Genomic DNA, 26,187 nt, shown 5'->3' on the forward strand with positions numbered 1-26,187 from the left:
TATTTAAGATGATTGATTGACTTTTTCTTTTACTTTCGCCAGGGCATTTCTTTTTCCTTTGGCAATATTAAGAAACATGGCCCGTTTGATTTTGATTAAGCGTTCAAAAAGGCTGAGATTTTTATTAAAATCCGCTGAAAGTTTTTTCTGCTCTGCTTTTTTTACCTTTTTTGGCTCGTAGAGCATGGCAGTACACAAGCAGTTTGATCGGTTTTTGCTCATCAGAATAGGATAATTCACACAGCTCTGACATCCTTTCCAGAAATCATCGTCGGTGGTGAGGTCGGAGTAACTGACCGGATAATAGCCCAATTCGGAGTTGATTTTCATGACGGCAGCACCAGTGGTAAGCCCGAAAATTTTCGCCTCGGGATATTTTTTGCGGCTGAGTTTGAAAACTTCTCTTTTGATCTCCCTTGCCAAGCCATGTTTCCGGAACTCAGGAGAAACGATAAGCCCCGAGTTGGCAACGAATTTCCCGTGGCCCCAAGCCTCAATATAACAAAAACCTGCCCATTGCCCGGTTTTAGAAAGTGCGATTACTGCCTTCCCTTCTCTCATTTTGGTCTGTATGTATTCCGGTGACCTTTTGGCTATTCCTGTTCCCCGGGCTTGAGCGGAGCGTTCCATTTCTTCGGTAATGGTCTCTGCATAGTGGCAATGTTCTTCTGCCGCTGGTTTTATGATGAATTTCTGGTTAGACATGTTGTCATTGTTTTGGGCTTACCGGCTATTCCCATCTGATTTGCTTTTGACAGTCAGCCCTAAGAAGGTTGTTGAAATGAATGATTGAACGCTTTCGAAGAGGAAGTATCCACATAGGATACCAAATAAAGTATACAGGGACTATGCCCTGAAAACATTCCTGAAAGTTTTGATGCAAGACAATATCGGATACCCAAAAAGATTATCATGGGCCAGGTAAATCAGGGAGGATATGTGCGTCTCTTTTATCATAGGAAAACCCTACAAATATTTATTTATTTGATCAAAAATACAAATTTTAGAAGCAGATTGTATTTGCCGCGAACTTCGCAAAAATAATGCCCTGCGTTTTCGTCGTTGAATACTGGAAAAATAAGCGTTAGTTGAAGGGTCAAATGTTACTTATCGTATTCATTTTTCACTAAATAAAGAAAATAGGTAACTATAATAGGAAGTTTTTTTTATTTCTGATTAAAAATTGACTTTAGCCTGTTTTTTGTTGCATGGTTTAACCGAACCAAACATAAAAAATAAAATGGCAAAATGTTTTGCACTAATGGGTTGGAGTTTACCTGTGATAGAAAGTATGCAAAAACTCAACAAACCGTATGTAGTAGTTTCTTACCCGGATTTTGAGGGGTATGCCAAAGAAAACAACATTCCTTTTGTATCCTACCAGTTCAACGAGTGGAGCGATTCTTCGAATTCACTCGATTTGAAAGATAAGTTGGATGCCTTCGGTGCAGACGTAGCGGTGCCACTTTTTGAAGAAACGGTAGAATGGGCCGGTGCATTGAATTCTCTTTATAGAGATGATCCCCGGGTGTTGAACAGGGCATTCTTGTTTCGTAACAAGGCCATGATGAAAAGAAAAGCCTTGATTGGAGGCCTTCGTGTCGGACTATTCGAGGAGGTATATAATAAAGAAGGTGTAAAAAACTTTATGAACCGGCTTAATCAGGCCAATCTTCAGGTTGATGGAGAAGAAGACAGTTGGGTTCATATCAAACCTTTCGCCTCTGCCGGAACGGTGGGACATCGCTTACTAAGATCTCAAGCCGATGTGGATTCCAAATGTCAGGATGAAGATTTTCCTTGTTTGGCGGAAAGTCACCTTCCCGGAAAAGAGTTTTCATGCGAGGCGTTTATCCATGGTGGAAAGATCCGTTTTATGAATATCACCGAATACGTTAAATTGGGTTATTCCAACTTTATTCCGGAAGGTAACTACCTTCATTCCAAAAGGGAGAAAATATTGAAGGAAATGCAAAAGCTGGTTGATCTTTTTGGAATCCAGTACGGCATGATTCACCCGGAGTGGTTTTTAACCGAAAACGATGAACTGAGCTTTGGAGAGGTTGCCTGTAGAATTCCAGGGGGACATATTTTGGAACTGTGCGGGCAAGCGTACGGGTTTGATGCATTGGGCGCCTTCGTCTTATGTCATGATCCGGATCTCAGCGAGGAGGAGCTCAAGCAAATATTACCACCATTGGATGCCCGACCCGAAACATTCTATGGAAATGTGATGATTTATCCGCACAAAAACCAAATTTCAAAATTGATTATTCCGGAAGAGTTGAAGGAAGAATCGTATTTTCTGGATCATAACCTGGTCCCTCCGCTCAGTAGTCAGAAGATTAGTGATCGGGAAGGCTTTGGAAATCATTTTGGAACCGTTAATTTTAAGGGAAATGATCCCGACCGAATGACGGAGTTATTGCTACATTATGAAAATGTAGATTTTTATCATTAGAAACGAGTTTTATAAATCAGAATATATGCAAGAAGGAGTGATCTCAGAAAGTAACCTGGCATCTTTTGAAGAGTTGTTTGAGAATTATGTGTCGGCGACTCCGCTGACAAAGAGGGAGAAGGCCCAAAAAATCATGGGCCAATTGGATACCTGGTGCAACAAGCTGGAAGGCATACGAGAGGTGTATGATAAGGTTCCCGACCTGACCGAGGCGGGAATCTTTAAAGACAGCCCATGGGAACACCCCGGTAAGTTGGTGCCTCAACTGGTAAACGGAACCTATAAAAGCGGCCATCCAAATTCCACCATTGAGCTCCTTAGTGAGTTGAGAATGTTGGCTATATTGGAAGGCAATATCGCGGGTTCTGCGTCTCAGAAGGAAGAAGCCGATAGCTACCTGCAGGAAGTTTTGGTTTACAATTTGGAATTTGTTTTTAATGAACCGCAGGAAGAAACCAGACTGGTAATGAGTGCGCATGAACTTAGTAAAGTTCATGCCCTCTTCCAGTTTATTTTGGAAAAAATTGAACTATCCAAGGTCAAATCCAAATTGGTGGAAGAGTTAACGCTTATTTGTGAACAGCGGCCGGTGGTTACCGAAAAGCAACGCAGAATCATTGCGTTGGTAAAGGAAAAAATTGAATTGAATCCGGATCATCCTGCAGACATGGAGTTGTTAGCCTTTCAAAGGGCTATTTACAAACCATCACCTGCCACGGATGGCAAAGATCATGTTTCCTACGGCAAGCTTCTCCAGACGATGTCAATCGCATCCCTGGAAAAAGAGGCCAAAGCAATGGGTGACAGCATGCTTCAGTTTGGGCTTGTCAGTACGTATCAGGCTACATTACTATTACACCTGGTAAACAAAGAGTACCACGAGCTGATCCCGGTTTGCCTTGGTTTGAATCCGACGGGTGTGGCCCGGTTTAATGAATTCAAAGATTTCGTCTGTTATTTGATTCTTCAGGTAATCCATCCTTTTAACGCACAATGCATCTTTGGACTGGCAAAAATGCTAGAAAACGGAATCATTTCCAGGGAAGCCGTGAGGTCCGGACTCTATAATCTTTGTAAGATTAGTATCCATCCGGAAGTTACTAACCGCATTTTGAAGTCGACCCGGACCCCTCACGAAAAAGTAAGCCCCAAGCAATACCTCATTGGTGCCTTGCTAAGGATATTGGGTCAGCCGCTAGGCGTTGGTCAGGGGAACAACCCCACCTGTCAGAGTGCCCGTGGCATCAGCATGTGGAGCCAGCATGCTCCGGCAAAGCTGATTCACATGGTGCAAACAGCTGCGGTACATAATGACCTGAGTTTTCGATTTGAGGGACAGGAAATAAGCTATTCGACCACTCCGGCCGGATTGGTTCAAAACCTGGATCATCACCTGGATGCCGTTTCGGTCACACTGGTTCCGATGTTGGATAGGGTGTACAATGAAATGATGCGAAGGGCATCCGGAAGAGGAGAAGATCCCCATAAATGGGCCAACCCGGGATTGTACGGGCAATGGATTCAGATAGGCTTTGCTTCCGCTTACGATTACCTGTCCAATGCCATCGTAGACTTTGATGGTTTTATACGGGTATTCTATGCGATGTGTCATCCGCGGTTTAATGGGGGGCACCGACTGGTATATCCTAATCCGGTAGGCATTTTCATTACTTCCGCCAAAGGAGAAATGCTTGGGTTTCATGCCGTATCGCTACTCCGGGTAGACGAAGATCCATCCGGAAACGTTCGGGCTTATTTTCTAAATCCCAATAATGAGGGACGCCAGGACTGGGGACAGGAGATAAAACCCTCTGTCTACGGAAACGGTGAGATTCACGGGGAATCCTCCTTGCCGCTTTATCAGTTTGCAGCGAGGGTTTATGCCTTTCACTACAATAACTTGGAGGCTTCCTCCAACATGGATAAAATTCCTCAAGCTGAAGTAGAAAAAGTTAAAAAGATAGCCAAAGATAGCTGGGGGAAATCATATACTTGGCTGGAAATTAAAAAACAATGGTAAAACATTCTTCTAGAATTGAATTAAAACAGAGTGCGTATAAAAGCAATGTTAATTTTATTAGAAAAAAGATAGGTGAAAAACCGATTCTCTCTTCCGTGGTCAAGGCCAATGCCTATGGCCACGGAATAGAGTCTTTTGTGCCCATGGCAGAAAAGTGTGGAATCAATCACTTTTGTGTGGCTTCTTCTTTTGAAGCCGAGCAGGTGTTGAGCGTATGCAAACCCGAAAGTCAAATTTTGATAATGGGGATTATCTATGAAGAGGATTTGGAATGGGCGGTAGCCCATGACATAGCCTTCTTTGTTTACTATTTTGATCGCTTGCCAAAGGCTCTGGAGGCGGCCAAAAAAGTGGGAAAAAAAGCCAAAATACACTTGGAGGTGGAAACGGGTGCGAATAGAACCGGCATGAACGCTAAGGAATTTCCCAAATCGATTGCTTTCCTGAAAAAAAATGAGGAATGGCTGGTGTTTGAAGGGCTATGTACCCATTTCGGCGGGGCCGAAAGTGCCAGCAATCAGTTTAAAATCGACCGGCAGCACAAACGATACAAGGAATTCCTGCGGCAATGCAAGGAAAAAAAATTCATGCCCAAACTACGTCATATCGCCTGTTCCGCTGCTGCTCTGGCCATGAAAGACACCGTTTATGACCTGGTTCGGATAGGTGTGGCGCAGTATGGCTTCTGGCCCAGTCCTGATATCTATTTTTCACATCTCCACGAAACCAATAAAAAATCCGACACCTCACTGAAGCGGATTTTTAGTTGGAAGACAGATGTAATGGATATTCGGGAAGTAGATAAGGGGGAATTTATCGGGTACGGTACTGCCTTCCAGGCTACGCAGAAAATGACAATAGCGGTGTTACCTTTGGGGTATTCCAATGGCTATCCACGAGCCCTTTCCAATAGGGGACAGGTACTTATTCGCGGAAAAAAGGCACCGATCGTAGGCTTGATCAATATGAATTTGTTTATGGTTGACATCAGTCATATCCCAGGAGTGAAGGTGGGAGAGGAAGTGGTGTTGATAGGAAGGCAGAATAATAACGTAATCAACGTTTCCAGTTTTACCAACGTCACCCAATTGCTAAATAATGAGATGCTAAGCCGCTTACCATCAGCTATTCCCCGAACGGTAGTTCGGTAATCCCCATTAAGCACTCCTATTAAAAGTTATTGAAAAAAGGCTTCTGTAATGATTTGTCTGGGAAGATCCGGTCCGGCAAAGGATACTTCCAGAGCTTCTCCGGCAATGTCATCAAAGTAATACACTTCCAGAGGAAGAATGCCAGCTTCCAGGTAAAGACTGGCAGTTTTTTCCTTGGTGGAGTGTGAGCCATCATTGTCAATAACCTTCTCTCCATTCAAAAGCAGGAAACTACCATCGTCCGATTTTAAAAAGAAGGTGTAGGTACCGGATGTGGGAAGGACCAGGTTGGCAGTGTAGTGCAGGGCAAAATGATCCGCTCTATGAGGAATCTCATCCAGACTGATCTCTGAACTTTTTCCGGAGGCGATGACATCCAGGATGGCGAAGTCAGGAACCTGGGTAAAGTTTCCTTCTGCATATTTCCAATTCACCTTTCCTTCTTCGTTCGATATTCTGTATTGCTGAATTTCCGGCCTGCTGCTTTTGTTTTCGTTCCAGGCCACGGCCGTTACCAGGCTATTTTCAGTAATAGTGATAGGGCTTTCGTATTTTTTCCCATTGCCGGCCGAAGGTGGCGTGCCATCCAACGTGTACCAAATTTCTGCCTCGGGAGCGTCTACTCTGATTTCCAGCGTTAGTTCTTCTTGCTTATATAAACCGCTTAATGGAGACACAACCGGCATGGGCACAAAAGTACCGGATTTTGCCTTCGGATCGAATGCCTCCAAAATCGGCCTGCCCACCCCGGCATCAGGAGGGCAGATTCCAAGGGCATAGGCCAAAGTTGGGGCCACATCGTACTGGTAACAGGGTTTCTCCACGACCAAGCCTTTTTGAACCCCTTTTCCGTAGAGAATAATGGGAATTTCGAGTTCATCCAAACTGCTTCCACCATGGCCTTTTCCAATTCCACCATGGTCCCCGGTGATCAAAATAAGGCTCTCCTCCATCAAGCCCGCTTCTTTCAATTTTCCGACAAAATCGCCTATTAAGCTATCATAATGGGTTATGGATTGGAAATAAGCCTTGGAGTCGTGCCCGTCCTGATGTCCATAGTGATCGATTTCGTCAATATCGATAAAAAGAAAGTCAGGCCTTTCTTCGAAAAAAGCCGCTACCGCTCTGGAAAAGACTTCATCCCCGCTATTTCCGTGAAAAACCTTATCCACTCCTTCCAAATCGTACAAGCGCGCAAGCCCACCCCATTCATAGAAAAAATGCATTTTGGATTCGGGAAGCTGCTCGTCTATCCAATTAAAGAGACTGGGATAGATGCCTTTTTCCGTGGCAATCACCGGCGGCCAACGCTGGTTATCCAATTCCCAATCGTTGTCATAAACTCCGTGTTGAAGCGGGTCGGCTCCGGTAAGCATGGAAGTCCAGTTAGGAGAGCTGTTAGTAGGCAAAACCGCACGGGCAAAAGGGGCAACGGCTCCCTCTGCAACCATTTGATTGATATTTGGCGTTTCGGCTTTCTGAAAACCTCGGGAACCAAAGGCATCGAGCCCGATTAAAACCACATGTTTAGCCCTTCTTTCCGGAACTTGCCGCTGGCAACTCAGGCTGCAAAGAAGAATAAACAAGGCTCCAAGCTGAAACGATAGCCGGTTTAGATCGCTGGCATTCATACTTTTACTTGATCAGAGAAAATAATATTTCGGGCTCGTCTGTTGTGATGAAATCAACCTTTTTTTCCAGCAGCCAACGCATGTCTTCCTCTTGATTGACCGTCCACGCATTTACCGTGAGCCCCAATGTATGGGCCTCTTCTATCCATTGTGGGTTTTCTTTAACGGTCCTAATGTTGTAGTCAAAACCAAAAAAACCATCATCCTTTAATTCTTGAGGGGTTTTATCTCCGGTGAGATAAGCGACATTTGCCTCGGGATCCAATTCCAATACCTTCAGGCCAATATCATAGTCAAAGGTGATGTAATCGATCCATCTTTCTGCTTTCAGTTTTTTTACCAGCTCCACGGATTTTGTGGCTAATTCCTGCCCTCTTTCTTTGGAAATTTGGGAAGGTTTGATTTCGAAAATCAATTTGGTGCCGTGTTGAGTCATCCCTTTTTTGATGTATGCTTCCGCCGTTGGTAGTTTCTCTCCGTTGGGAAGTGGCTTTTGCAGGAGTTCGGCATAGGTAGCTTCTTCAATCATCATTCCCTCATGGTCGGCATCATGGTTGGCTACCAATATTCCATCTGCCGTCATCCAAACGTCAAATTCCGAACCTTCACAACCCATATCTATTGCTTGCTGAAGGGAGGCTAATGAATTTTGTGGGTGGGGGGCCGCTTTCCACGCACCCCGATGAGCAATGACTTTATTGGTATGGAATTTCATGTTTTGGGCTTGGCTGTGCAGTAAACTTACCGCAGTCACTAGAAAGGTAAGGAGTATTTTTTGTATCATGGAGGTTTTAAAAGTTTTATGCAATATTCTAAAAGAAAAGGGAATGAGCAATATTTCTTTGTGAAGAAAGCATTAAAAAATGATGATATATAAGGTAATCTTACCTGTAAAAACTTCTGGGTTGGCGTTTTTATTCCCAAATACCCTCCGGAACAATCTCTAGCACATGACCGAAAGGGTCTTCAAAGTAGAAGCTTTGCCTGCCTGAACCCCAGTCCTGCTCATGGGTGATGGGAATTCCTTTTCCGGTTACCCGCTTAAGGGTAGGCTGGTAATCGTCCTGCTTTACTTCAAAGGCAATGTGTTGTTTCCCACGTGCATAGTGCGGAGGCAAGATGGTTTCCTTTTGAGTGATTTCCGGTAAAAAACATAACAAAACGCTATCCCCACACCGAAAAAAGACGTGTCTGCCATCGACTTTCGAAATGACCGGCATTTCAAGCAGCCCCTGATAAAATACAAGGGCCTTGTCCAGGTCATCGATATACAGGCAGGTTTCTTTGATTCGGGTATAGGGGATCATGGCTGTGCTTTTTGCAGGTCAAGAGTTGTTTTCTAAATAAAACGACTGCAAGATGTATTGCAACTGCTCGTACTCAATCAAAAAGGCATCGTGTCCATAGACCGATTTGATTTCCCGGTAGGTTCCTTTGGCTACGTGGCGGGAAATATACCTGGATTCTTCACAGGTAAACAATACGTCCGTATCTACCCCAATGGATAAGACCCGGCATTGGATGCGTGCCAGGGCATTGGCGGTTCCTCCTCGTGCCCGCCCCAAATCATGGCTATCCATGGCTTTGGACAATATCCAGTAGGAGAGGGCATTAAAGCGATTGGCTAGTTTTTGTCCCTGATAGCGCAGGTAACTACTGATTTTGAAATGATCTCTTTTTTCTTCGGTTTCACTTTGGCTTTGAATGAATGTCTCCGGATGACGATAACTGAGCATGCCAATGGCTCGCGCGGTTTCCAGCCCTTTTTTTCCGGCAGCATGATGCTCCCGTCCCCAGGTTTCATCGGATTCGATGGCCATGCGTTGGGTCTCATTAAAGCCAATAATCCAAGGGGATGCCTTGGCATTAGAGGCGATGATGATGGCATTATCCAGCCGGTTTTCCAACGTAAAAGCCCATTCCAAAGCAACTTGACCACCTAAAGAACCTCCAATCACCGTATTTATTTTCCCCAGACCCAGGTGGATGCGTAACCGATCCAGCGATGCTGCGATGTCCCTGGTCGTAAGGTTCGGGAAATCATAATAATAAGGTTTCCCTGTTTCCGGACGTTCGCTTAGCGGTTGGGTGGATCCATAACAGGATCCCAGGTAGTTTGCACAAATGATGAAATAGTTTGCAGGGTCGTAAAATTTATCTTCTCCCACCAGGCCAGCCCACCATTCCTGAGGGTTGGCATCACCAGTAAGTGCGTGCAGGATCCAGATTACATTGTCTTTTTTCGCATTAAGTTGTCCCTGGGTGGTGAAACTCAACTGAAATTCAGGCAATACTTCTCCGGATTCCAATGGGAGGGCATCCTTGCAATAGAAAATGTCTCGGGTCATTTCAATAGACAAATGCGGCGATTGAAGGTTCATTTTATGCAATTAAAGGTTATCAAAAGCAGTGCTGAGATCTGCTTTCAGGTCATCCACATGTTCTATGCCACAGGAAATTCGCAGCATGGTCGGCGTAACACCCGCCGCAAGCTGAGCTTCGTCGGAAAGTTGCTGGTGCGTGGTAGCCGCAGGTTGTATAATCAGGGTTTTGGCATCCCCGACGTTTGCCAGGTGGGAAATTAATTCCAAGCTGCTGATAAATTTGGAAGCAGACTCTTTATCTCCCGTCAACTCAAAGCTCAATACCCCACCGTATCCATGTGGAAGGTATTTTTTAGCCTGCTCATGATAGGGACTGGAAGGTAATCCGGGGTAATTTACTTTTTTTACTTTGGGGTGTTTTTCCAGCCATTTCGCCAATTCAAGGGCATTATCTACGGTTCGCTGTACTCGCAGCGACAAGGTTTCCAGGCCTTGCAGCAGCAAGAAGGAATTGAATGGGCTTATGGCCGGCCCAAAATCCCGAAGGCCTTCCACCCTTGCCCGGATGGCGAAAGCCACGTTGGGCATGCCGAGCGGGTTGTTATCTCCAAACGTTTCCCAGAAATTTAATCCGTGATATCCTTCCGAAGGTTCGGAGAATTGAGGGAATTTACCATTGCCCCAGTTATAATTCCCGCCATCTACAATAATGCCCCCTATCGAAGTTCCGTGTCCGCCTATCCATTTGGTGGCCGAGGAGGTCACGATATTGGCTCCGTGTTTGATTGGCTGGCATAAGTAGCCTCCGGCCCCAAAGGTGTTGTCCACCACTAGCGGTATATTGTATTTTTTGGCGACCTTGGCGACTGCTTCAAAATCAGGAACATTAAATTCCGGATTACCGATGGTTTCCACGTAGATCGCTTTTGTCTTATCGTCAATTTTCGCCTCCAGATCCGCTGCTTTGTCCGAATCTGCAAAGCGGGCTTCGATGCCGATCCGCTTGAAGGATACTTTGAACTGGTTGTAGGTACCCCCGTATAAGAAAGGAGAGGTGACGAAATTGTCACCGACGGTCAGGAAGTTATTTAGCGCCAGGAACTGAGCAGCTTGTCCGGAAGCGGTGGCGACAGCTGCTACCCCGCCTTCAAGGGCGGCCACTCTTTTTTCAAATACATCGGTAGTCGGATTCATGATCCGGGTGTAGATGTTTCCAAATTCCTTTAATGCAAACAAATTGGCTCCATGTTCGGCTGAATTGAATACATAAGAAGTGGTTTGGTAAATGGGTACTGCCCTCGAATTGGTGGTAGGATCGGCCTCCTGACCGGCATGAATTTGCAATGTTTCGAAACGATACGCTTTTGACATGATTGTTGTGTTTTAGGTTTATTTTTACAATGTACAGATTGATATGAAATGCTTAAACAAATAGCAGCCGTAAAATTAAAAACGCATGCAACAACTCTTGGCGAAGTCACGCACAGGATAGTGAAAATGTTGAAGAAATTTAGCGGAAATTTTACCCTTTAATCGAATCAGAAATGAATTCATCTTTACAGAATTTATATTCCCAGACGGAACCATTCGCATCTGGCAGGAATTGGCACCTTGGATTTTCCAGGTTGCCAGAGGGTCTTCGAGCCTGTCTCTTACCTCTTCTCTATAAATCCTTATACTTTAAAAAAGTTAAAGGATGCTACAAAATAAGCGGACAATGGTATCTTTTCCAATTGATTTAGCGTATTTTTTTCTTTATTTGAAACAATATCCCAGATATTCAGTGAGATAAACAAATGGAACAACTGAGATGGATTGCTTTGATTATTCTGATGGGTATCACAGTACGGCCAAATGTCATCGGTCAGACGTTAAGGAAGGCAAGCCTGGAAGGACAGAATAGCTGGATTATTCCCCATTCGGCGGAGCTGGTACCTATTTCCAAATACAGCCCCAGGGGATTTCGGCTCTCCTATGAAAAACTCTCCCTGGAAAAAGCCTCCTGGGAAAATTGCAATTGTTTTTACTTCTGGGGAGGAGAATTGGGCTTTACCGACTTTAACAATTCCAGGGTTTTGGGAAATGCCTTTTTATTATCCGGTTTTTTTGAACCCATACTTTGGCAAAATCTTCCCTGGAGGCTCGGCCTTCGGACAAAGCTTGGAATTAGCTATCTCAGTAACGTATACGATCCCGACTCCAATCCTGAAAACACTTTTTTTAGCAGCCGCATCAGCTTTCTATTGTCAGTAGCTCCCAAACTCTCCTATAATCTGTCAGGTAACTGGGAGCTTTTTCTGTCCGGGCATTATAATCACATATCCAATGGCGGACAAAGGCAGCCCAATCGAGGAATGAATTTCCCGGGCATCGGAATTGGGGCATCGTATTGGTTATCAAGATCCGAATTTCCGTTCTTTGAAAAACCTCCGCTAAACCGCCATTTTTCGGTCATCCTGGAAACCATTGGTACTTTTAGGGATAATCCTGATGGTGACGGTAGGGTACCGGCGATGGGTGTCTCTGTGGACATCATGCATAGCCTAACCCGGCTCAATAGCCTGGGGACCGGGGCAGAATTAATCAGGGATCAATCGCTGAAAACTGATGCAAGCAGCACGGGATTAGTCCCGGCAGTTTTTCTGTCTCACCATCTGATTTTTGGTAGGTTTGATTTTAATCAACGCATGGGACATTACCTGGTTAAACCTGAAAAAATAGGCCAAAAACGCCGGTTTTTTCAGCGATATGGCTTGACCTACCGGTTTCCGGGAGGCTTCCTGCTGGGAGGAGATTTGAAAGCACATGGGCATGTCGCAGAGAACATCGGACTGCGGTTGGGATGGGTTTTTTAAGTGTTTTTAAAACCAAACAAAAGGTTTTCTTGCCGTAAACATTTTTGAAATTTGATTCAAAAGGTATCTTTAATAACTTTCACTCGTTATTGATAGGGTAGCTACAGGGAATTACCGTCAATTTTAATACTTTATTTCTATATCATACACTAATTTATGAGAACCATTTTAAGGAATTCTTTTTGGACCCTTCTTGCAGGGCTCTGTTTTGGCATCATTTTCACCTCATCCGGGGAAACGGATCTTACCTATCACAAAGACAGTCTCAAAACACCTGAAAATTGGTTCCTCCTGGACCCCATTGAAGATGGCTATTTGGGTACTGGAGCCACCAAAGCTCATGAAAAACTTTTGAAAGATAAATCTCCGAAACGAACCGTCGTCGTAGCGGTAATCGATTCGGGAATAGACATTGTGCATGAGGATCTGAAGGACAAAATTTGGACAAATCCCGGCGAAATTCCGGGGAATGGAATCGATGACGATGGAAACGGCTACATCGATGATGTGCATGGCTGGAATTTTATCGGGGGAGCAGATGGTTCGCATGTGGATGAAGACTCACACGAACTTACGCGGGAATACACCCGTCTGAAAGCCATCTATGAAGATATGGCAGCGGAAGATGTAAAGAGAAGAAATAGAGAAGAGTATGCCTACTGGCAGCGCGTGAGTGAAAACTTCGAAGAAAGCAAGAAAGAGGCGCAAATGAATTACAACATGTACTCCAATATGTTGGATGGGTTTACCAATATGGCCGAATTGGTAAAAGAAGAATTTGAAGTAGCTGATTTTAATTTGACGGATCTAAAGGAAATGGAATCAGAGGAGGAAGAGGTGAAAAATGCACTGGAAATGCTTTCTCAGTTGTTTTCTATGGTTAATTTACAAGAACCAGGTGTGAACGAGATTTTAGATGTCTTAGGAGGAGCGGTAGAACATTTTGAAGTGCAGGCCAATTATGCCTATAATACCGATTTCAATCCCCGGGATATTGTGGGAGACGATCCAAAAGATTATAAAGAGAAATATTATGGAAACAATGACCCTACCGGTCCGGATCCCACTCATGGAACGCACGTAGCAGGAATCATCGCTGCCAAAAGAGGAAACGATCTGGGAATCGATGGTATTGCTGAGCACGTATTGATCATGCCGGTCAGGGCAGTGCCCAATGGGGATGAGCGAGATAAGGATGTAGCCAATGCGATCCGGTATGCCGTGGATAATGGAGCTCATATTATTAATATGAGCTTTGGCAAGTCTTACTCTCCCGGGAAAAGATACGTAGACAAAGCGGTGAAATACGCAAGAAGAAAAGGGGTATTGTTAATCCATGCCGCTGGAAACAGTTCCAAAGAAGTCAACCCGGATAACAACTTCCCCAACAGGTATTACGATAGGAGGGGAGAATCTGATTCCTGGCTGGAAGTAGGGGCCTCCTCCGCTATAGACACGGAAAATATACCGGCACAATTTTCTAATTTCAGTAAGAAATCAGTAGATCTATTTGCTCCCGGCGTAGATATCTATTCCACCGTCCCTGGATCGGAGTATGACACCAACAGCGGCACCAGTATGGCAGCCCCCACTGTGGCTGGAGTAGCTGCCATGATTTGGGCCTATTATCCCGATTTGAAACCAAAGGAGATGAGACAAGTGTTGATCAATTCCGTGTACAAACCGACCACCGAAAGCGTACAGTTGCCCGGGAAGGATGAAATGGTTGGATTCGACTCCCTTAGTTATACCGGAGGTGTTGTGAATGCTTATGAAGCGCTGAAACTGGCGGCGTCCCTAAGCAAATACGACTAAAAACGAGCCATCGCTGCATGAAGTATCCCATCTACCTGGACTATAATGCGACGACTCCCTGTCATCCCGACGTAGTGGAGGAAATGCTGCCCTTTTTCTCGGAGCATTTTGGCAATCCGTCCAGCGGACAGCATCCCTTTGGCTGGGTAGCAGAAGAGGCAGTAGAAGTGGCCAGGGAGCAGGTGGCTGGCCTGATTGGTGCGGCCCCCAAGGAAATTATCTTTACCAGCGGAGCCACCGAAGCCATCAATTTAGCCCTAAGGGGAGCGGTTGCTGGCCTGAAATCAAAAGGTAATCACCTGATCACCCTGGAAACCGAACACAAAGCGGTCCTGGATACCATGCAGGTGCTGGAAAAACAAGGCTTTGAGGTCACCTATCTTCCCGTACAAACGGATGGAGCCGTATCGCTGGACTTGCTAAAAAAGACCATTAAAGCCGAAACGGTATTGGTGGCTGCTATGCTGGCCAACAATGAAACCGGTTACCTGCATCCTGTCAAAGAAATGGCAGCGATTGCCAGGGAGAGGGGAGTCCTTTTTTTTACCGATGCCGTCCAGGCAGTTGGAAAAATACCGGTAGATGTGAAAGCATTAGGCATCGACATGCTGGCACTTTCCGGACATAAAATGTATGGACCAAAGGGAGTAGGAGCCCTTTACCTAAGGAAGTCCAAGCCGGGAATTGCCCTGGAGTCCCAAATTACAGGAGGAGGACAGGAAACAGGAAGACGTAGTGGAACGCTGCATGTTCCGGGAATTGTGGGATTGGGAAAAGCGGCTGATTTAGCACGAGTGGAATTTCCTTCCGACGCTTTAAAGTTAGCTGAACTCAGGGATAAATTGGAAAGGGAGCTGCTCACCATCGAAGGAGCTCACCTGAATGGTGCCCGTGATTCCCGACTGCCCCATGTCTGCAACATTTCGTTTCGTGGTGTTCCGGGTAAACCGTTTTTAATTCGCATCAATAAACACCTGGCGGTAAGCTCGGGCTCTGCCTGTAGTAGCATTACCGACAAACCCTCCCATGTGCTTCGGGCCATGGGTTTGGATTCCGAAACAGCTGTTGCTACCTTGAGACTTTCGTTGGGGAAATCAACGACGAAGAAGGATGTGGACTTTGCGATTGATTTTATAAAGGAAACCCACCAAACAATGAAAAAAGGGACCCTTTCGGGAACCTGAAAGATACAAACCATGAGTGATAACGAATTTTCTCATCTGGATAAAAAAACCGGCCTTCCGGCAATGGTAGATGTGGGAGAAAAGGCCCAGACCCAGCGATTGGCAATTGCCTCCTGCCGGGTAGTTCTGGGCAAGCAAATTCTGCAACAACTAACCGAAGGGACAGAGTTGATGACCAAAAAGGGCCCAGTATTTCAAACCGCCATTATTGCAGGCACCATGGGAGCAAAGAAAACAGCGGAATTAATACCCTTGTGTCATCCGTTGGGAATGGATGATTGCAAAGTGACCGTAGATGTACTCAATGATTCGGAGGTCATCGTCCGTTGCAGCACCAAGGTTACAGGTAAAACCGGCGTGGAAATGGAAGCCCTGACCGGTGTTTCGGTGGCGGCCCTGACCATTTATGACATGTGCAAAGCAATGTCTCATGACATCGTTATTCAAGATATAAAATTGGAAGAAAAAAAAGGAGGAAAGCGTGACTTCAAACGGTAAACACCAAAAGCATGCCTCACTGGCCCGACCTGGCTACGGAGACTACGGAAGAGTCGAATTAGGTATTTTGGGTACTTCCTGTGGTCAGATTCAGGAACTTGCTGGTAAGCTTATCCGGAACCTCTGTCCTGGCTTGGGCCTGGTCTATGTGGATGCAGATCACAAAGAAGGAGACCAGTTGAAGGAGGGCAAGGGCGAACCGGATAGTTTGATGCAAACGCCGGGCGTAATCGAATACCGGGATAAAATCGTCTTCCAGCGCTTGGACAGGCGGCTCGAGGATACCTCTGTATTTGAACAAAGGGAATGGTTTAACCGGCAGGACCTGATCCTGATCAATGCCAACCATTTTAAGGCACTCAATCAGATACTGGTCATAGATCCGGGGAAACCCATGGATAAGAAGCTGCATAAGCTAACCACTGTAAGCCTGATCCTACTAAAGGAAGGTGTCACCGAAATACCCAATGCAGTCAAGGAGCATCTTGGAGATTGGCAATCCATACCTGTTTTGCCCTTCGAGGATGTAGCCAAAATAACCGATTTTGTGGCAGGGTTTTTAAAATCCCAAATTCCCAGCGTAAATGGACTGGTACTGATCGGAGGCAAAAGTACCCGGATGGGTCGGGACAAATCCGATTTGGCTTATCACGGACAAAGCCAGAAGGACCACATGTTGGAATTAATCAAGCCTTTTTGTCAGGAAACTTATCTTTCCTGTAATCCGGCTCAGGCCAAAGACCTGGCGAATAATTACCCGGTGATTGCAGATAAAATACTGGACCTGGGGCCCTTTGGGGGCCTGGTGTCGGCATTTATGGAAAAGCCGGAATCGGCCTGGATGACGGTAGCTTGTGATTTGCCTTTTCTTACCGAAAACACCTTGTCTCATTTGTTTACACACCGAAATCCTTCCAAACTGGCCACCGCCTTTCTGGACCCCAAAGGCGAATTTCCTGAACCCCTGATAACCCTGTGGGAACCTCGGGCATATCCGGTCTTGCTGCGTTTTTTGAGTCAGGGATACAGTTGTCCCCGAAAAGTCCTGATCAATTCAGCCATTGAATTGCTACAGGCTCCCGATACCGGAGAATTCAGAAACGTCAATCATCCGGAGGAGCACCGTGCTGCCCTGGATGCACTGGGAACAACCAAAAACTAAACCGCAGTACCGGGTTTATGAATACTATTTGCGGTATATTTGCTATATGATAGATTTTGAGAAGGCGGGCAGGCTGGTGGTGACCTGCTACGATCGAAATGCCCCATTTTTAGAAGCGGAATTGATTGAATTGGGTTTTGCACCTTCGGAGGTGTTTCGGACCCATGTGGAACTGACCGGAAGTCTAAACGATTGCATTTTTCTCAACATGCATTTGCGAACGGCCAGCCACGTGCTATATGAAATACATTCCTTTACTTTGGATCATGTTCAGCATCTGTATAAAGTGGTAAAAGACCTTCCCTGGGAAGATTTCATTGATACAGACGGTTATTTTTCGGTCATCAGCAATGTCAAACACGATTCGGTAGACAATCCCCTTTTTGTTAATGTAAAAATTAAGGATGCCATTGCGGACCGTTTTCGGGAAAAATTTGGCGTAAGACCTGATTCCGGTTCCAGTTTAAACGAAGCAGTGTTTCAATTTTTCTGGAAAGGGGAGGAGGCTAGTTTGTACATCAATACCAGCGGCGATACGCTGATCAAACATGGTTACCGGAAAATACCTGGAGCAGCTCCTATGATGGAGTCGCTGGTGTCGGCATGCCTGTTGGCTTCGAATTGGGATAGAAAAAGCCCTTTTGTCAACCCCATGTGCGGTTCTGGGACCGTCGCCATCGAGGCGGCATTGATGGCTACTGATCGCTATCCAGGCTTATACAGAGATGACTATGCTCTGATGTACATCAAAGGGTACGATGCGGGGGTCTATTACGCATTGAAGGGAAAATTGCAGGCGAAGATCAAACCGGCTGAAGACCTTATCTTGCTGGCATCTGATATTAGTGAGCGGGCCATTAGCGCCAGTAGGGAAAATGCGCGATTTGCCGGGGTGGAAGATTTGATTCAGTTTGAGGTATGTGATTTTCGGGAAACAACGCTTCCCGACACCGAAAAGGGTATTCTTTTCTTGAATCCCGAATACGGGGAGCGGCTAGGGGACACGGAAACCCTGGAAGAAACCTATCGGGAAATCGGTGATTTTATGAAGCAGCGTTGTCCGGGCTATACCGGCCTGGTTTTTACTGGTAATTTGGATTTGGGTAAAAAAATCGGTTTAAAGCCCAAAAGGAGGATACCCTTTTACAATGGCACGATTGACTGCCGCTTGCTGGTTTTTGAATTGTATCGGGGAAGCAGGGTGCCGGGAAAAGATTAATCTTTTGCGATGTTCCAATTTGCGCAAAAGGGAACTCCCGCCAGGAGATCCTTTTCACCAACGTTTTAAGGGGAGTCTACAAAAGGGGTCGTTTACCCCTTCCTAGTCATTTTCCAATTCTGCCCCGATACGCTGTAGACTCTTTATTAATTGTTGAATAGCCGCTTCGTATTGCCGGTCCAATTTCTCAAAATTTGTAGTGGATTCATTCGAAATTTCGTACTGAATGGCAGGTAACATCCAGGAAGCGTAGCCACTATATGGGTCTGTGGAAGCATAAAGGGACTTGTACCAATTACCGAAGGGCATGCCTTCCTTTAGCAGAAAGCTTTTTTCCAGGCGTAACAGTTCGCTATTAACCCGTGAGATCACCCCGGAGCTCAACGACTCTCTTTCCAGCCCATCCCTAATCTTTACCTCCGTTTCTTTACCGACAGCATCCAGTTTTTCCAGGGCTTGTTTTGTAGCTGTAAAGCCATCAAAATTCGGAGCATACTCTGCAATACGGGATTTTGCATCGCCCATATGCAAAGTGAGATCTTTGGCGTATCGGCTTACATCATAGGGAATCAACGTGGCATTAGCCAATCTCAGTGCCATGATACCGGCCCATTGGGCAATGGTTCCCCCCATTTGAAAGCTGGGATCCGAAAAATGCTCGTAAAAATAAAAATCATCGTAGTTGGTATGATACAGCGTGGGCCCACCTGCGCCGCCGCTAAGGGAAGGAATGCCCGTGTGCATGTAGAAAGCGATATGATCCGACCCTCCACCCAAATTTCCGATACTTGGCTCCTCCTGGTTTCCTTTCCACACTTCGTACACGGATTTGGATGAATCCGGGTAGCTTACTTGCTGGGCAGCATCTACCATGACTTTTTTCAGACTTGGTGCGGCGGAGCCTCCGATGTTTCTTCCGGATACGCCCGCATCAAAATTCAGATAGGCAACTGCTTTCGCCCCCAATTCTTCTTTCATTTGCTCTACCCATTCGGTCGATCCGATAACTCCATGTTCCTCCCCGTCCCAGTGGGCGATCAGGATGGAGCGTTTGGGGTGCTTTCCCTCCCGGGCGAGCTTGCCCAGGGCTTCGCTAAGGGTCAGCAACATGGAAGTCCCGCTGTTTGGGTCGGTGGCTCCAAATGCCCAAGCATCGTAATGACATCCTAAAATGATCCATTCATCGGGGAAGGTACTTCCCCTCAGGGTACCAACTACATTGTAGATCGGTACTAAAGCAATGGGTTGGTCCACCATCAGCCTTACGGTGAGTTGGGGCCCACCTTCCAGGCGATAGGTGAAGGGCAACCCTCCCTGCCAGCCCGCAGGAACAGGCTTTCCATTCATTTGGCTCAATATTTTTGCTGCCTCTCCATAAGGGATGGGGGTCACGGGAATGGTATGTAATTGCGTATCTTCAGGGTCCAGCCTGTTTATTTTTGTTTTTCCCGATACCGGCAGCGCGGGCTCGAAAGGGGTTAGCGGGTCGCCGGTAAAGCTTTCTGTCAGCAGAGAGCCTCTTTGTATGGCACTCTCGTTGTAAAAGGGGCCATCCGGATACACCAGCCCTTTGGTAAAGCCTCTGTCTTCCGGGTCGGTATAAATAATCAATCCAGCTGCGCCATATTGTTCGGCAAATTTCGCTTTATAGCCCCTGAAGTTCTGACCATAACGGGCGATGACGAGTTTACCTTTCAAATCAATACCCATGGAGGTCAGTTTCTCAAAATCGGATTTGGTTCCGTAATTGGCATAAACTACCTCAGCGGTTACGTCACCGGATCCGGAAAAGGCATTCCAGCCTTTCTTGAGTTCCGGATGCCTGGAAAAGGTATCTGCTTCCAGAATGTATTCCTGTTGATTCAGGGGGCTGCGTTTTGGAGTAACTATTTCTACCAGTGATCGGCCGGGGTCATTGGGCAGGTAAACATCGTAGGGATACAATTTGGTTTGCCAACCTGCGGCATCCATGACTTCGACCATATAGTCTCTCACGTCTTCGTTTGCTTTGGTTCCGGCAATATGGGGGTGCCGGGTAATGGTGGCCAAATGGGTTTTGAAACTAGCAAAATGGACGGATTCCATAAAATGCTCCTCCAGTTCGTTCTGAGCCTTGCTGTCAATGGAAGAAAATCCATCGAGGCGTTCCACTTGTGAATATCCCCATGCCGTATAAAAAAAAATGGCAAAAATTAACGCTAATTTCTTCATGGTTAATTAAGAATTTGGTTGACAGATACAATTCGCTCTGTTGGGTTCTGACGAATTCGCTTGGTTCGAAGGTAACGGCCCAACTCATACGCATCGTAGTTTTCGTCATTTGGATCAAAACTACTGATCCGTACCCTGCCTCTGGAATGGATAAATTGATTATCTCCAATCCACATGCCCACATGAACCACTCGTTCCCGACTGTTTTCAGTGGCGGGAACGCCAAAGAACAACAAATCTCCGATCTCTAAATTCTCCCAATTTTTATCGCTGTCGATCAGTTCGCCTTCCAGGATTTGCTGGGAAGCGTCTCTGGGAATCACCATCCCATTAAGAAAGTAAATGGTTTTTGTAAAACCGCTGCAATCCATGCCCTTGGGCGAGGTACCTCCCCAGAGGTAAGGGGAACCCATCATCCTTTTTGCCGTTTGGACCAAAGAGGTATCATCAGTACTTCGACTGTTTATCCATTCTTCGTAGGGAACGGCCATCCCGTCAGCAATAAACCCCTTTCTTCCATCGGGCAATACTACCTGATAGCCCTGCGGAGAGCGTTCTACTATTTCCAATACATTTCCAGCCGTGATATCGCTTACAATACCTTCTTGATTTTTATCCGCGTAGACATTACCAATCATCTCGGTGACCACCACCTTTTCCTTACCCATCCAGTCATCCAGGGATTTTTGGTCGATGGGGACAATGGCTGCTGCATCCACCCATGAAATGTAATCATCCGGGGTTTGAACCAGGTACCAGGAACCCGATTCCTTCAGGATATTCAACGGAGTGCCCATCAAGGCTTGCGTGGCCAGTTCCGCCGAATGCTTGGGTTCACTACGAATATTTGCTACGGAATTGGTGACTAAAGCAAAGGTGGCTTCACCCAATCCGGATTCGGGTAGCAGGGTAATGCTGTCTTTAAAAGGTAGGTTATCAGCGGCGAGTTTTTTTAACAGTGCCTGGTGGGCTTCTGGTAAATTGGTTTCTCCTGCGAGCGTTCCCTTTTCCCAGTAAATATCAAACAGTGCAATTCGCTTATCTGGAGCAAAATCCGCTCTGGTGGAATCGATGATGGATTGAACCCTTTCTTCTTGCATGGGTGCCTGGCAAGAGAAGAGTATCAAAACAAGGACAATGGATAACAAAAACGAATTTTTCATAAAATTACCTTAATAATTTAATCAAATGTAACTAAAAAGGGACAATTAGTGAAAAAATTGCATCAATTCTCCGGCTTCATTTCCCGGTCTAAAAATTCCTGGTATAACCGGATATGCCGGTTGGTCATGGGGATTTTATATCCATCAATGAATACCTGGTGTATTTGGGTTTTAGGTTCGAAGGGATCGCCATCGGCAAGGAATAAGGTGGCATTTTTACCCACCTCAAGGGATCCCAATTTGTCTGCTACATTAAATAGCTCTGCAGGGTGTAGCGTGATCGCTTTAAGAGCTTCTTCCGTTCCCATTCCATAAGCAGCGGCAAAACCTGCATGAAAAGGAAGGTTTCGTACATTTTCGGTATCCTGAGTTCGGATCGTCACTTTCACGCCAGCTTTTTGAAGGACAGAAGCATTGGCATAGGACGAGTCGTAGGCATTTGACTTCCTCGTAGGCAATGCCAATACAGGTCCGGTTATCACAGGGATACCTGCTTCGGAAAGTTTTTCGGCCACTTTCCATCCTTCGGCGACTCCTGTAAAGACGACATCGATTTCCTTGTCTTTCACCCATTCAAGGGCACTTAAGATGTCTTTGGCGGCATTCACTTCAATAAATAGCGGTAGTTCTCCGCTCACCACCCTGGCAAGATGCGCCATTTCCGGGTAATAGTCTACTTCTCCCCCCTTTTCCTGAATTTGGTGGTAGGTACTCGCCTTTTCCCAAATAGCATCGATTTCTTCCACTGCTTTTTCTGCTTCTTTTTGGATGGTTTCGGCAGACCGGCTATCATAGCCACCTGCTTTTGCCGCCGAGGGAAAATTCATCAATACGGCACGGAAACCGGCATCCATCTGATCGGGCGTGTAGCCATTCAACTGGATCAGCGCAGCGGTTCCCGGGAAATAACCACCCCGAGGTTGGGTAAGCACGGTGGTGACACCACTTACCCGGGTGACGGGTATGGCCACAGCATTGGGATTGACGGCTGTCAGCGCTTGCATCTGGGGAGTTACTTTGCCCAGTTCCATGTAATCCTGCGTCTCCGGAAGGGAGTTGACTTCCACCAGTCCAAGACTGGTACCACTGTCAATAAATCCCGGATAAAGGCGTTTGCCAGAACAATCGATAACCAGGTGATTTTCCTCCGGTAATCCTTTGCCAATGGCGGCTATTTTACCGTCTTGAATCAATAGATCAGTTCCTTCCAGTATTTCTGAGGAGACGGTGTATATACGAGCATTCTTCAAAAGAAAATCTCCCTTGAACGCCTTGATTACTTCACCATCAATTTGTGCAAAGAGGGGTAGATGGAGTAATAGCAGGGAAAGGAATAGTATGGATATCTTATTTTTCATGGTGAAACTAGCAGGGGAGACTAATGATTGTGTTCAAAAAGATTACGACCAAATCCGGTAAAATAGAAATCTACATCGCTCATGCAATTGATATGATCTGCATGGAGAAACATTGGTTCCAGCGTCTCTTCCGGATCTACTTTCAATCGCTGGTCTGTTTTATCTTCTTCTCGATCAAAATACTTGATTCCATCTACCCAGGTCATCTGTGGAATGGCATAAATGGATAGGGGATGCTTATCAAACAGCACCAGGTCGGCCTGCTTACCCTCTTCAATGGAACCTACCCATTGATCAATGCCCAGTTGTCGGGCAGGATTGATGGTAATCAACGCCAATGCTTCTTCATCGGATAGGCCACCATACCGTTGGGTTTTGGCGGCTTCATGGTACAAATGCCGGATCAATTCAGCAGAATCCGAATTGATGGAAGTAATCACACCGTTTTTGGTTAATATAGCGGCATTGTAGGCCGTGGAATAATACACTTCGAATTTGTAAGCCCACCAATCGGAGAAAACCGATGCTCCCATTGTGTATTTGGCTAGTTCGGGGGCTACTTTGAACCCCTCGTTTACATGGGAAAACACAATTTTATCAATACCATAGTCCTGGCAGACCTGGATTAGCATGTAGATTTCATCTGCCCGGTAGGAATGACAATGAATGATGATTTCCCCATCCAGAATATCCAGCAGCGTCTCTAGCCTGGAATTAAAAGTAGGGGGTACCTGCCGGTTATTTTTCTGGTCCTTTACCTTATTCCATGCTTCCCAGCTTTCTTTGTATTGAAGGGCTTCTTCGAAACCATTTCGGATCACGGCTTCAACCCCCATTCGGGACCGGGGTTGTAGGTTTTTGCCCCTTCCGTGTACCCGCGTTGGATTTTCTCCTAAGGCAAATTTTATGGTTCGGGGAGCCTCCTCCATGACCAATTCATCCGGATTAAAGGTGCCGTACCGATGCTTCAGTGTGATGTTTTGCCCCCCAATGGCATTGGCGGAACCGTGCATGGCGTGAGAGATAGTCGTTCCGCCTGCCAGTGCCCGGTAAATCCCTATATCAAAAGGATCGATCACATCCTCCATTTTTACTTCTGCTGTGATCGGGCTGCTGGCCTCGTTAATAGCTCCAAGGGCCACATGGGAATGCGCATCAATAATTCCCGGCATGAGGAATTTTCCGCTGGCATCGATGACAGGAACATCCCTGGGAACCTGAAGTTGATTTCCAATCTGGTGAATGATCCCATTTTTGACCCATACATCGGTATTTTCTTTAATTCCGTCCGTAATGGTGATGACATGTGCGTTTTGAATGAAAACGTCACCCTTTTCGATCTCCTGAGCCTGACTGGTACCTATAAAAAGGGTCAGGATGATTATTGAAACTAGTATTTTTCTAACCATTGCTCTTTTCCGGTTTATCCTTCTTGACAGCCTTCACGGGGAAAGTGCCATATCCAATTATCTTCATATCGCCAGTGAATTTTTTTCCCGATAGGTTTCCACTGACCTCTACGTCGAGCTTATCGCTTCCCACCGATACGGTAAAAGAAAATTGCATTTTTTCCTCGGTAATAACGGCATCTTCGATCGAGGAGGTTTTCATCCCTTGCCCTTGCGGATCTTCGTAGGTAATGGTCCCGGTCCATTTTCCGTCACTTAGATTGATTTTCCAGGTACCCGTTGATTTCCCTCCTTGCGTTTCAGCCTCATACTCCCAGGTAGCCTCTTCCTTTGATCCTTTTTCGGGCTTTTCAGAATAATCAAACACGTAGCCATCACTGACCACCATCTGAATGGCAGCCCCTTTTGTAAATAGCGTGTCGGTCATAATCAGGAGGTTGGCCATTTTCCCTTCAGAAATAGTACCGGTTCTATCGTCTATTCCGAGTAATTTTGCCGGGTTTACGGTTAATGCTGCTAGTGCTCCATCTTTACTGAGGCCATTTTCAACCATAAGTTGTAAATTTTTAGAAAAATCTCCTCTCGGTAAATGTTTGGTCGTAAGCGCGAAAGGAATGCCCGCCGCTTCATATTTCCCTGCCAGCGCCAAGGATTGCTTGTACGCTCCTTTGGTTCTATCCATTCGGGTTTCAAAGTCCTCGCTTTTTTCACCTGAAGGAATTTCTGAAGAAGGATCCTCCGGCAAATTTAAGGTAAGGACTGCACCTACTTTCTTTTCCTTCAGCAGCGGAATGAGTTTGTCTCCTTCATTGATTCCGGTAAGAACTAATCGAAATTCATTTTCATCTTTCATTTTCAGGGCTCTCCGGATATCCAGTTCATCGGAAATTTCCAAAAGAACAGGCATGTCACCGTTAATAACGGGCATCAATGCCTCTAAAACAGGTTTTTTCTCCAGCCGGCTGATGTTCCGATTCGCTGCATACATTTCCAGATGTTTTTTGTACAGACGGGCATTTTGGATAAGGTCTCTCCAGGTAGCCATGACACCCAGGTTGGTATTGGGGTATACCCCACCAACCGTACTAAATTTGAAGTAGATCGATTGGTGTTCGGCGATCAGGTTGTTTTTACCCTCTTGCCCATAGATTACCAAGGCAGAGGTGCCTGGAAGCATTCCTTTACCCAGGGGTAATTTTTGCGCCAGGGTAAACCCTAACTTACGCCAGGCCTTATCATGGGGATTTGATTGTTGATAATACTCCGTTACGTTAAAATGCGGATGAATGCCCGCAATTTCCGGCATGGGCTTGGAAGGATCGAACCCCTCCGGTTTTTCAGGTAGGGTGGGTTCCACCACTCCTGTTTTATTGGCCATGTCTATAAACCCGGCATATACAAATAAGGAATCTCCTTTGATTTCCTGAGCTGCTGCCGGTATGGAAAGGTCCTTACCAACAGCAGTGATGATACCCTCTTCAAACAGTATGTGCTGGTTTTGGAGGATTTTTCCCGGTGATGGAATCAAGGTGGTATTGGTAATTACGTAACTGCTTCCTAACCTTCTCTCACCATTCCGGTCGCTTTGCCCGAAAAGCGGTTGGGTTATAAGAATAAAAAGGAATAAACAGGAAACGGAAAATGGTATTAATAGGTCTCTAACGTTCATTGGGTGTTGATAACAATCCTGGCAAACAACAAAATAAATCAGTAATATGCAAAATTG

20 protein-coding genes and 1 riboswitch are annotated in these 26,187 nt (G+C 45.8%); of the genes, 9 read left to right on the forward strand and 11 right to left on the reverse strand.

What is annotated here, in order from left to right:
• Positions 1-3: 3 nt before the first annotated feature.
• On the reverse strand, positions 4-705 hold the full coding sequence (locus tag GJQ68_RS00665; protein WP_162415388.1) for a GNAT family N-acetyltransferase: 702 nt from the start codon (positions 703-705) through the stop codon (positions 4-6).
• A 535-nt stretch (positions 706-1,240) separates the two neighbouring features.
• Between GJQ68_RS00665 and GJQ68_RS00670 the strand changes: the two genes are divergently transcribed.
• From GJQ68_RS00670 to alr, 3 genes are read left to right on the forward strand one after another with little or no spacing between them, the layout of a single operon-like run.
• The gene (locus GJQ68_RS00670; RefSeq protein ID WP_162415389.1) at positions 1,241-2,461 is read left to right on the forward strand and encodes an ATP-grasp domain-containing protein; all 1,221 of its coding nucleotides are present in this window, start codon (positions 1,241-1,243) and stop codon (positions 2,459-2,461) included.
• A gap of 25 nt (positions 2,462-2,486) precedes the next feature.
• Positions 2,487-4,481 (forward strand): hypothetical protein, encoded by a 1,995-nt coding sequence (locus GJQ68_RS00675; protein WP_162415390.1) that lies wholly within the window; start codon positions 2,487-2,489, stop codon positions 4,479-4,481.
• Positions 4,475-5,632, forward strand: coding sequence for an alanine racemase (gene alr, locus GJQ68_RS00680; RefSeq protein WP_162415391.1), 1,158 nt, complete (start codon positions 4,475-4,477; stop codon positions 5,630-5,632). Before GJQ68_RS00675 ends, alr begins: the two co-directional genes overlap by 7 nt.
• 26 nt (positions 5,633-5,658) lie before the next feature.
• Here alr and GJQ68_RS00685 read toward each other — a convergent pair whose 3' ends face one another.
• From GJQ68_RS00685 to GJQ68_RS00705, 5 genes are all read right to left on the reverse strand, one after another.
• Positions 5,659-7,263 carry an alkaline phosphatase family protein gene (locus GJQ68_RS00685; RefSeq protein WP_162415392.1) on the reverse strand — a complete coding sequence of 535 codons (1,605 nt, stop codon included), beginning with the start codon at positions 7,261-7,263 and terminating at the stop codon, positions 5,659-5,661.
• Positions 7,264-7,267: 4 nt separating this feature from the next.
• Complete coding sequence (locus GJQ68_RS00690) at positions 7,268-8,047, reverse strand: glycerophosphodiester phosphodiesterase (protein ID WP_162415393.1); 780 nt, start codon at positions 8,045-8,047, stop codon at positions 7,268-7,270.
• Between the two features lie 130 nt (positions 8,048-8,177).
• On the reverse strand, positions 8,178-8,567 hold the full coding sequence (locus GJQ68_RS00695; RefSeq protein ID WP_162415756.1) for a VOC family protein: 390 nt from the start codon (positions 8,565-8,567) through the stop codon (positions 8,178-8,180).
• Positions 8,568-8,588: 21 nt separating this feature from the next.
• On the reverse strand, positions 8,589-9,644 hold the full coding sequence (locus tag GJQ68_RS00700) for a homoserine O-acetyltransferase family protein (RefSeq protein ID WP_162415394.1): 1,056 nt from the start codon (positions 9,642-9,644) through the stop codon (positions 8,589-8,591).
• Positions 9,645-9,653: 9 nt separating this feature from the next.
• A complete protein-coding gene (locus tag GJQ68_RS00705; RefSeq protein ID WP_162415395.1) occupies positions 9,654-10,958 on the reverse strand; it encodes an O-acetylhomoserine aminocarboxypropyltransferase/cysteine synthase family protein in 1,305 nt (434 codons plus the stop codon).
• A 191-nt stretch (positions 10,959-11,149) separates the two neighbouring features.
• Positions 11,150-11,259, reverse strand: a riboswitch (SAM riboswitch).
• Positions 11,260-11,383: 124 nt separating this feature from the next.
• Between GJQ68_RS00705 and GJQ68_RS00710 the strand changes: the two genes are divergently transcribed.
• The 6 genes from GJQ68_RS00710 (at position 11,384) to GJQ68_RS00735 (ending at position 18,320) form a co-directional block, all read left to right on the forward strand.
• Positions 11,384-12,442 (forward strand): acyloxyacyl hydrolase, encoded by a 1,059-nt coding sequence (locus GJQ68_RS00710; protein ID WP_162415396.1) that lies wholly within the window; start codon positions 11,384-11,386, stop codon positions 12,440-12,442.
• 156 nt (positions 12,443-12,598) lie between these two features.
• A complete protein-coding gene (locus GJQ68_RS00715; protein WP_162415397.1) occupies positions 12,599-14,257 on the forward strand; it encodes a S8 family peptidase in 1,659 nt (552 codons plus the stop codon).
• Positions 14,258-14,274: 17 nt separating this feature from the next.
• Entirely contained in the window at positions 14,275-15,441 is a 1,167-nt protein-coding gene (locus GJQ68_RS00720) for a cysteine desulfurase family protein (RefSeq protein WP_162415398.1), read from the forward strand.
• Between the two features lie 12 nt (positions 15,442-15,453).
• Positions 15,454-15,939, forward strand: coding sequence for a cyclic pyranopterin monophosphate synthase MoaC (gene moaC, locus GJQ68_RS00725; protein WP_162339786.1), 486 nt, complete (start codon positions 15,454-15,456; stop codon positions 15,937-15,939).
• Positions 15,923-17,101 (forward strand): NTP transferase domain-containing protein, encoded by a 1,179-nt coding sequence (locus tag GJQ68_RS00730; protein ID WP_162415399.1) that lies wholly within the window; start codon positions 15,923-15,925, stop codon positions 17,099-17,101. The genes moaC and GJQ68_RS00730 overlap by 17 nt, the downstream gene beginning before the upstream one ends.
• Before the next feature lie 46 nt (positions 17,102-17,147).
• Positions 17,148-18,320, forward strand: coding sequence for a THUMP domain-containing class I SAM-dependent RNA methyltransferase (locus tag GJQ68_RS00735; protein WP_162415400.1), 1,173 nt, complete (start codon positions 17,148-17,150; stop codon positions 18,318-18,320).
• 102 nt (positions 18,321-18,422) lie between these two features.
• On the opposite strand, the gene GJQ68_RS00740 is transcribed toward GJQ68_RS00735, so the two are convergent.
• The 5 genes from GJQ68_RS00740 to GJQ68_RS00760 all read right to left on the reverse strand — a co-directional run bounded on the left by GJQ68_RS00740 (position 18,423) and on the right by GJQ68_RS00760 (position 26,130).
• Positions 18,423-20,531 (reverse strand): M28 family peptidase, encoded by a 2,109-nt coding sequence (locus GJQ68_RS00740; protein ID WP_162415401.1) that lies wholly within the window; start codon positions 20,529-20,531, stop codon positions 18,423-18,425.
• 2 nt (positions 20,532-20,533) lie between these two features.
• Entirely contained in the window at positions 20,534-21,694 is a 1,161-nt protein-coding gene (locus tag GJQ68_RS00745) for a C40 family peptidase (RefSeq protein ID WP_162415402.1), read from the reverse strand.
• A gap of 62 nt (positions 21,695-21,756) precedes the next feature.
• The gene (locus tag GJQ68_RS00750) at positions 21,757-23,052 is read right to left on the reverse strand and encodes an amidohydrolase family protein (protein ID WP_162415403.1); all 1,296 of its coding nucleotides are present in this window, start codon (positions 23,050-23,052) and stop codon (positions 21,757-21,759) included.
• Between the two features lie 20 nt (positions 23,053-23,072).
• Positions 23,073-24,461, reverse strand: coding sequence for an amidohydrolase family protein (locus tag GJQ68_RS00755; RefSeq protein WP_162415404.1), 1,389 nt, complete (start codon positions 24,459-24,461; stop codon positions 23,073-23,075).
• Entirely contained in the window at positions 24,454-26,130 is a 1,677-nt protein-coding gene (locus GJQ68_RS00760; protein ID WP_162415405.1) for an amidohydrolase family protein, read from the reverse strand. The genes GJQ68_RS00755 and GJQ68_RS00760 overlap by 8 nt, the downstream gene beginning before the upstream one ends.
• Positions 26,131-26,187 lie beyond the last annotated feature (57 nt).

The organism is Cyclobacterium roseum, assembly GCF_010119225.1.
GTDB lineage: Bacteria > Bacteroidota > Bacteroidia > Cytophagales > Cyclobacteriaceae > Cyclobacterium > Cyclobacterium roseum.

Coding starts and splice junctions, on each gene's coding strand:
- GJQ68_RS00690 (WP_162415393.1), bottom strand. CDS start 8,047: ATGATACAAAAAATACTCCTTACCTTTCTAGTGACTGCGGTAAGTTTA.
- GJQ68_RS00760 (WP_162415405.1), bottom strand. CDS start 26,130: ATGAACGTTAGAGACCTATTAATACCATTTTCCGTTTCCTGTTTATTC.
- GJQ68_RS00705 (WP_162415395.1), bottom strand. CDS start 10,958: ATGTCAAAAGCGTATCGTTTCGAAACATTGCAAATTCATGCCGGTCAG.
- GJQ68_RS00745 (WP_162415402.1), bottom strand. CDS start 21,694: ATGAAAAATTCGTTTTTGTTATCCATTGTCCTTGTTTTGATACTCTTC.
- GJQ68_RS00665 (WP_162415388.1), bottom strand. CDS start 705: ATGTCTAACCAGAAATTCATCATAAAACCAGCGGCAGAAGAACATTGC.
- GJQ68_RS00735 (WP_162415400.1), top strand. CDS start 17,148: ATGATAGATTTTGAGAAGGCGGGCAGGCTGGTGGTGACCTGCTACGAT.
- GJQ68_RS00670 (WP_162415389.1), top strand. CDS start 1,241: ATGGCAAAATGTTTTGCACTAATGGGTTGGAGTTTACCTGTGATAGAA.
- GJQ68_RS00755 (WP_162415404.1), bottom strand. CDS start 24,461: ATGGTTAGAAAAATACTAGTTTCAATAATCATCCTGACCCTTTTTATA.
- GJQ68_RS00710 (WP_162415396.1), top strand. CDS start 11,384: ATGGAACAACTGAGATGGATTGCTTTGATTATTCTGATGGGTATCACA.
- GJQ68_RS00685 (WP_162415392.1), bottom strand. CDS start 7,263: ATGAATGCCAGCGATCTAAACCGGCTATCGTTTCAGCTTGGAGCCTTG.
- GJQ68_RS00720 (WP_162415398.1), top strand. CDS start 14,275: ATGAAGTATCCCATCTACCTGGACTATAATGCGACGACTCCCTGTCAT.
- alr (WP_162415391.1), top strand. CDS start 4,475: ATGGTAAAACATTCTTCTAGAATTGAATTAAAACAGAGTGCGTATAAA.
- GJQ68_RS00715 (WP_162415397.1), top strand. CDS start 12,599: ATGAGAACCATTTTAAGGAATTCTTTTTGGACCCTTCTTGCAGGGCTC.
- GJQ68_RS00740 (WP_162415401.1), bottom strand. CDS start 20,531: ATGAAGAAATTAGCGTTAATTTTTGCCATTTTTTTTTATACGGCATGG.
- moaC (WP_162339786.1), top strand. CDS start 15,454: ATGAGTGATAACGAATTTTCTCATCTGGATAAAAAAACCGGCCTTCCG.
- GJQ68_RS00750 (WP_162415403.1), bottom strand. CDS start 23,052: ATGAAAAATAAGATATCCATACTATTCCTTTCCCTGCTATTACTCCAT.
- GJQ68_RS00700 (WP_162415394.1), bottom strand. CDS start 9,644: ATGAACCTTCAATCGCCGCATTTGTCTATTGAAATGACCCGAGACATT.
- GJQ68_RS00675 (WP_162415390.1), top strand. CDS start 2,487: ATGCAAGAAGGAGTGATCTCAGAAAGTAACCTGGCATCTTTTGAAGAG.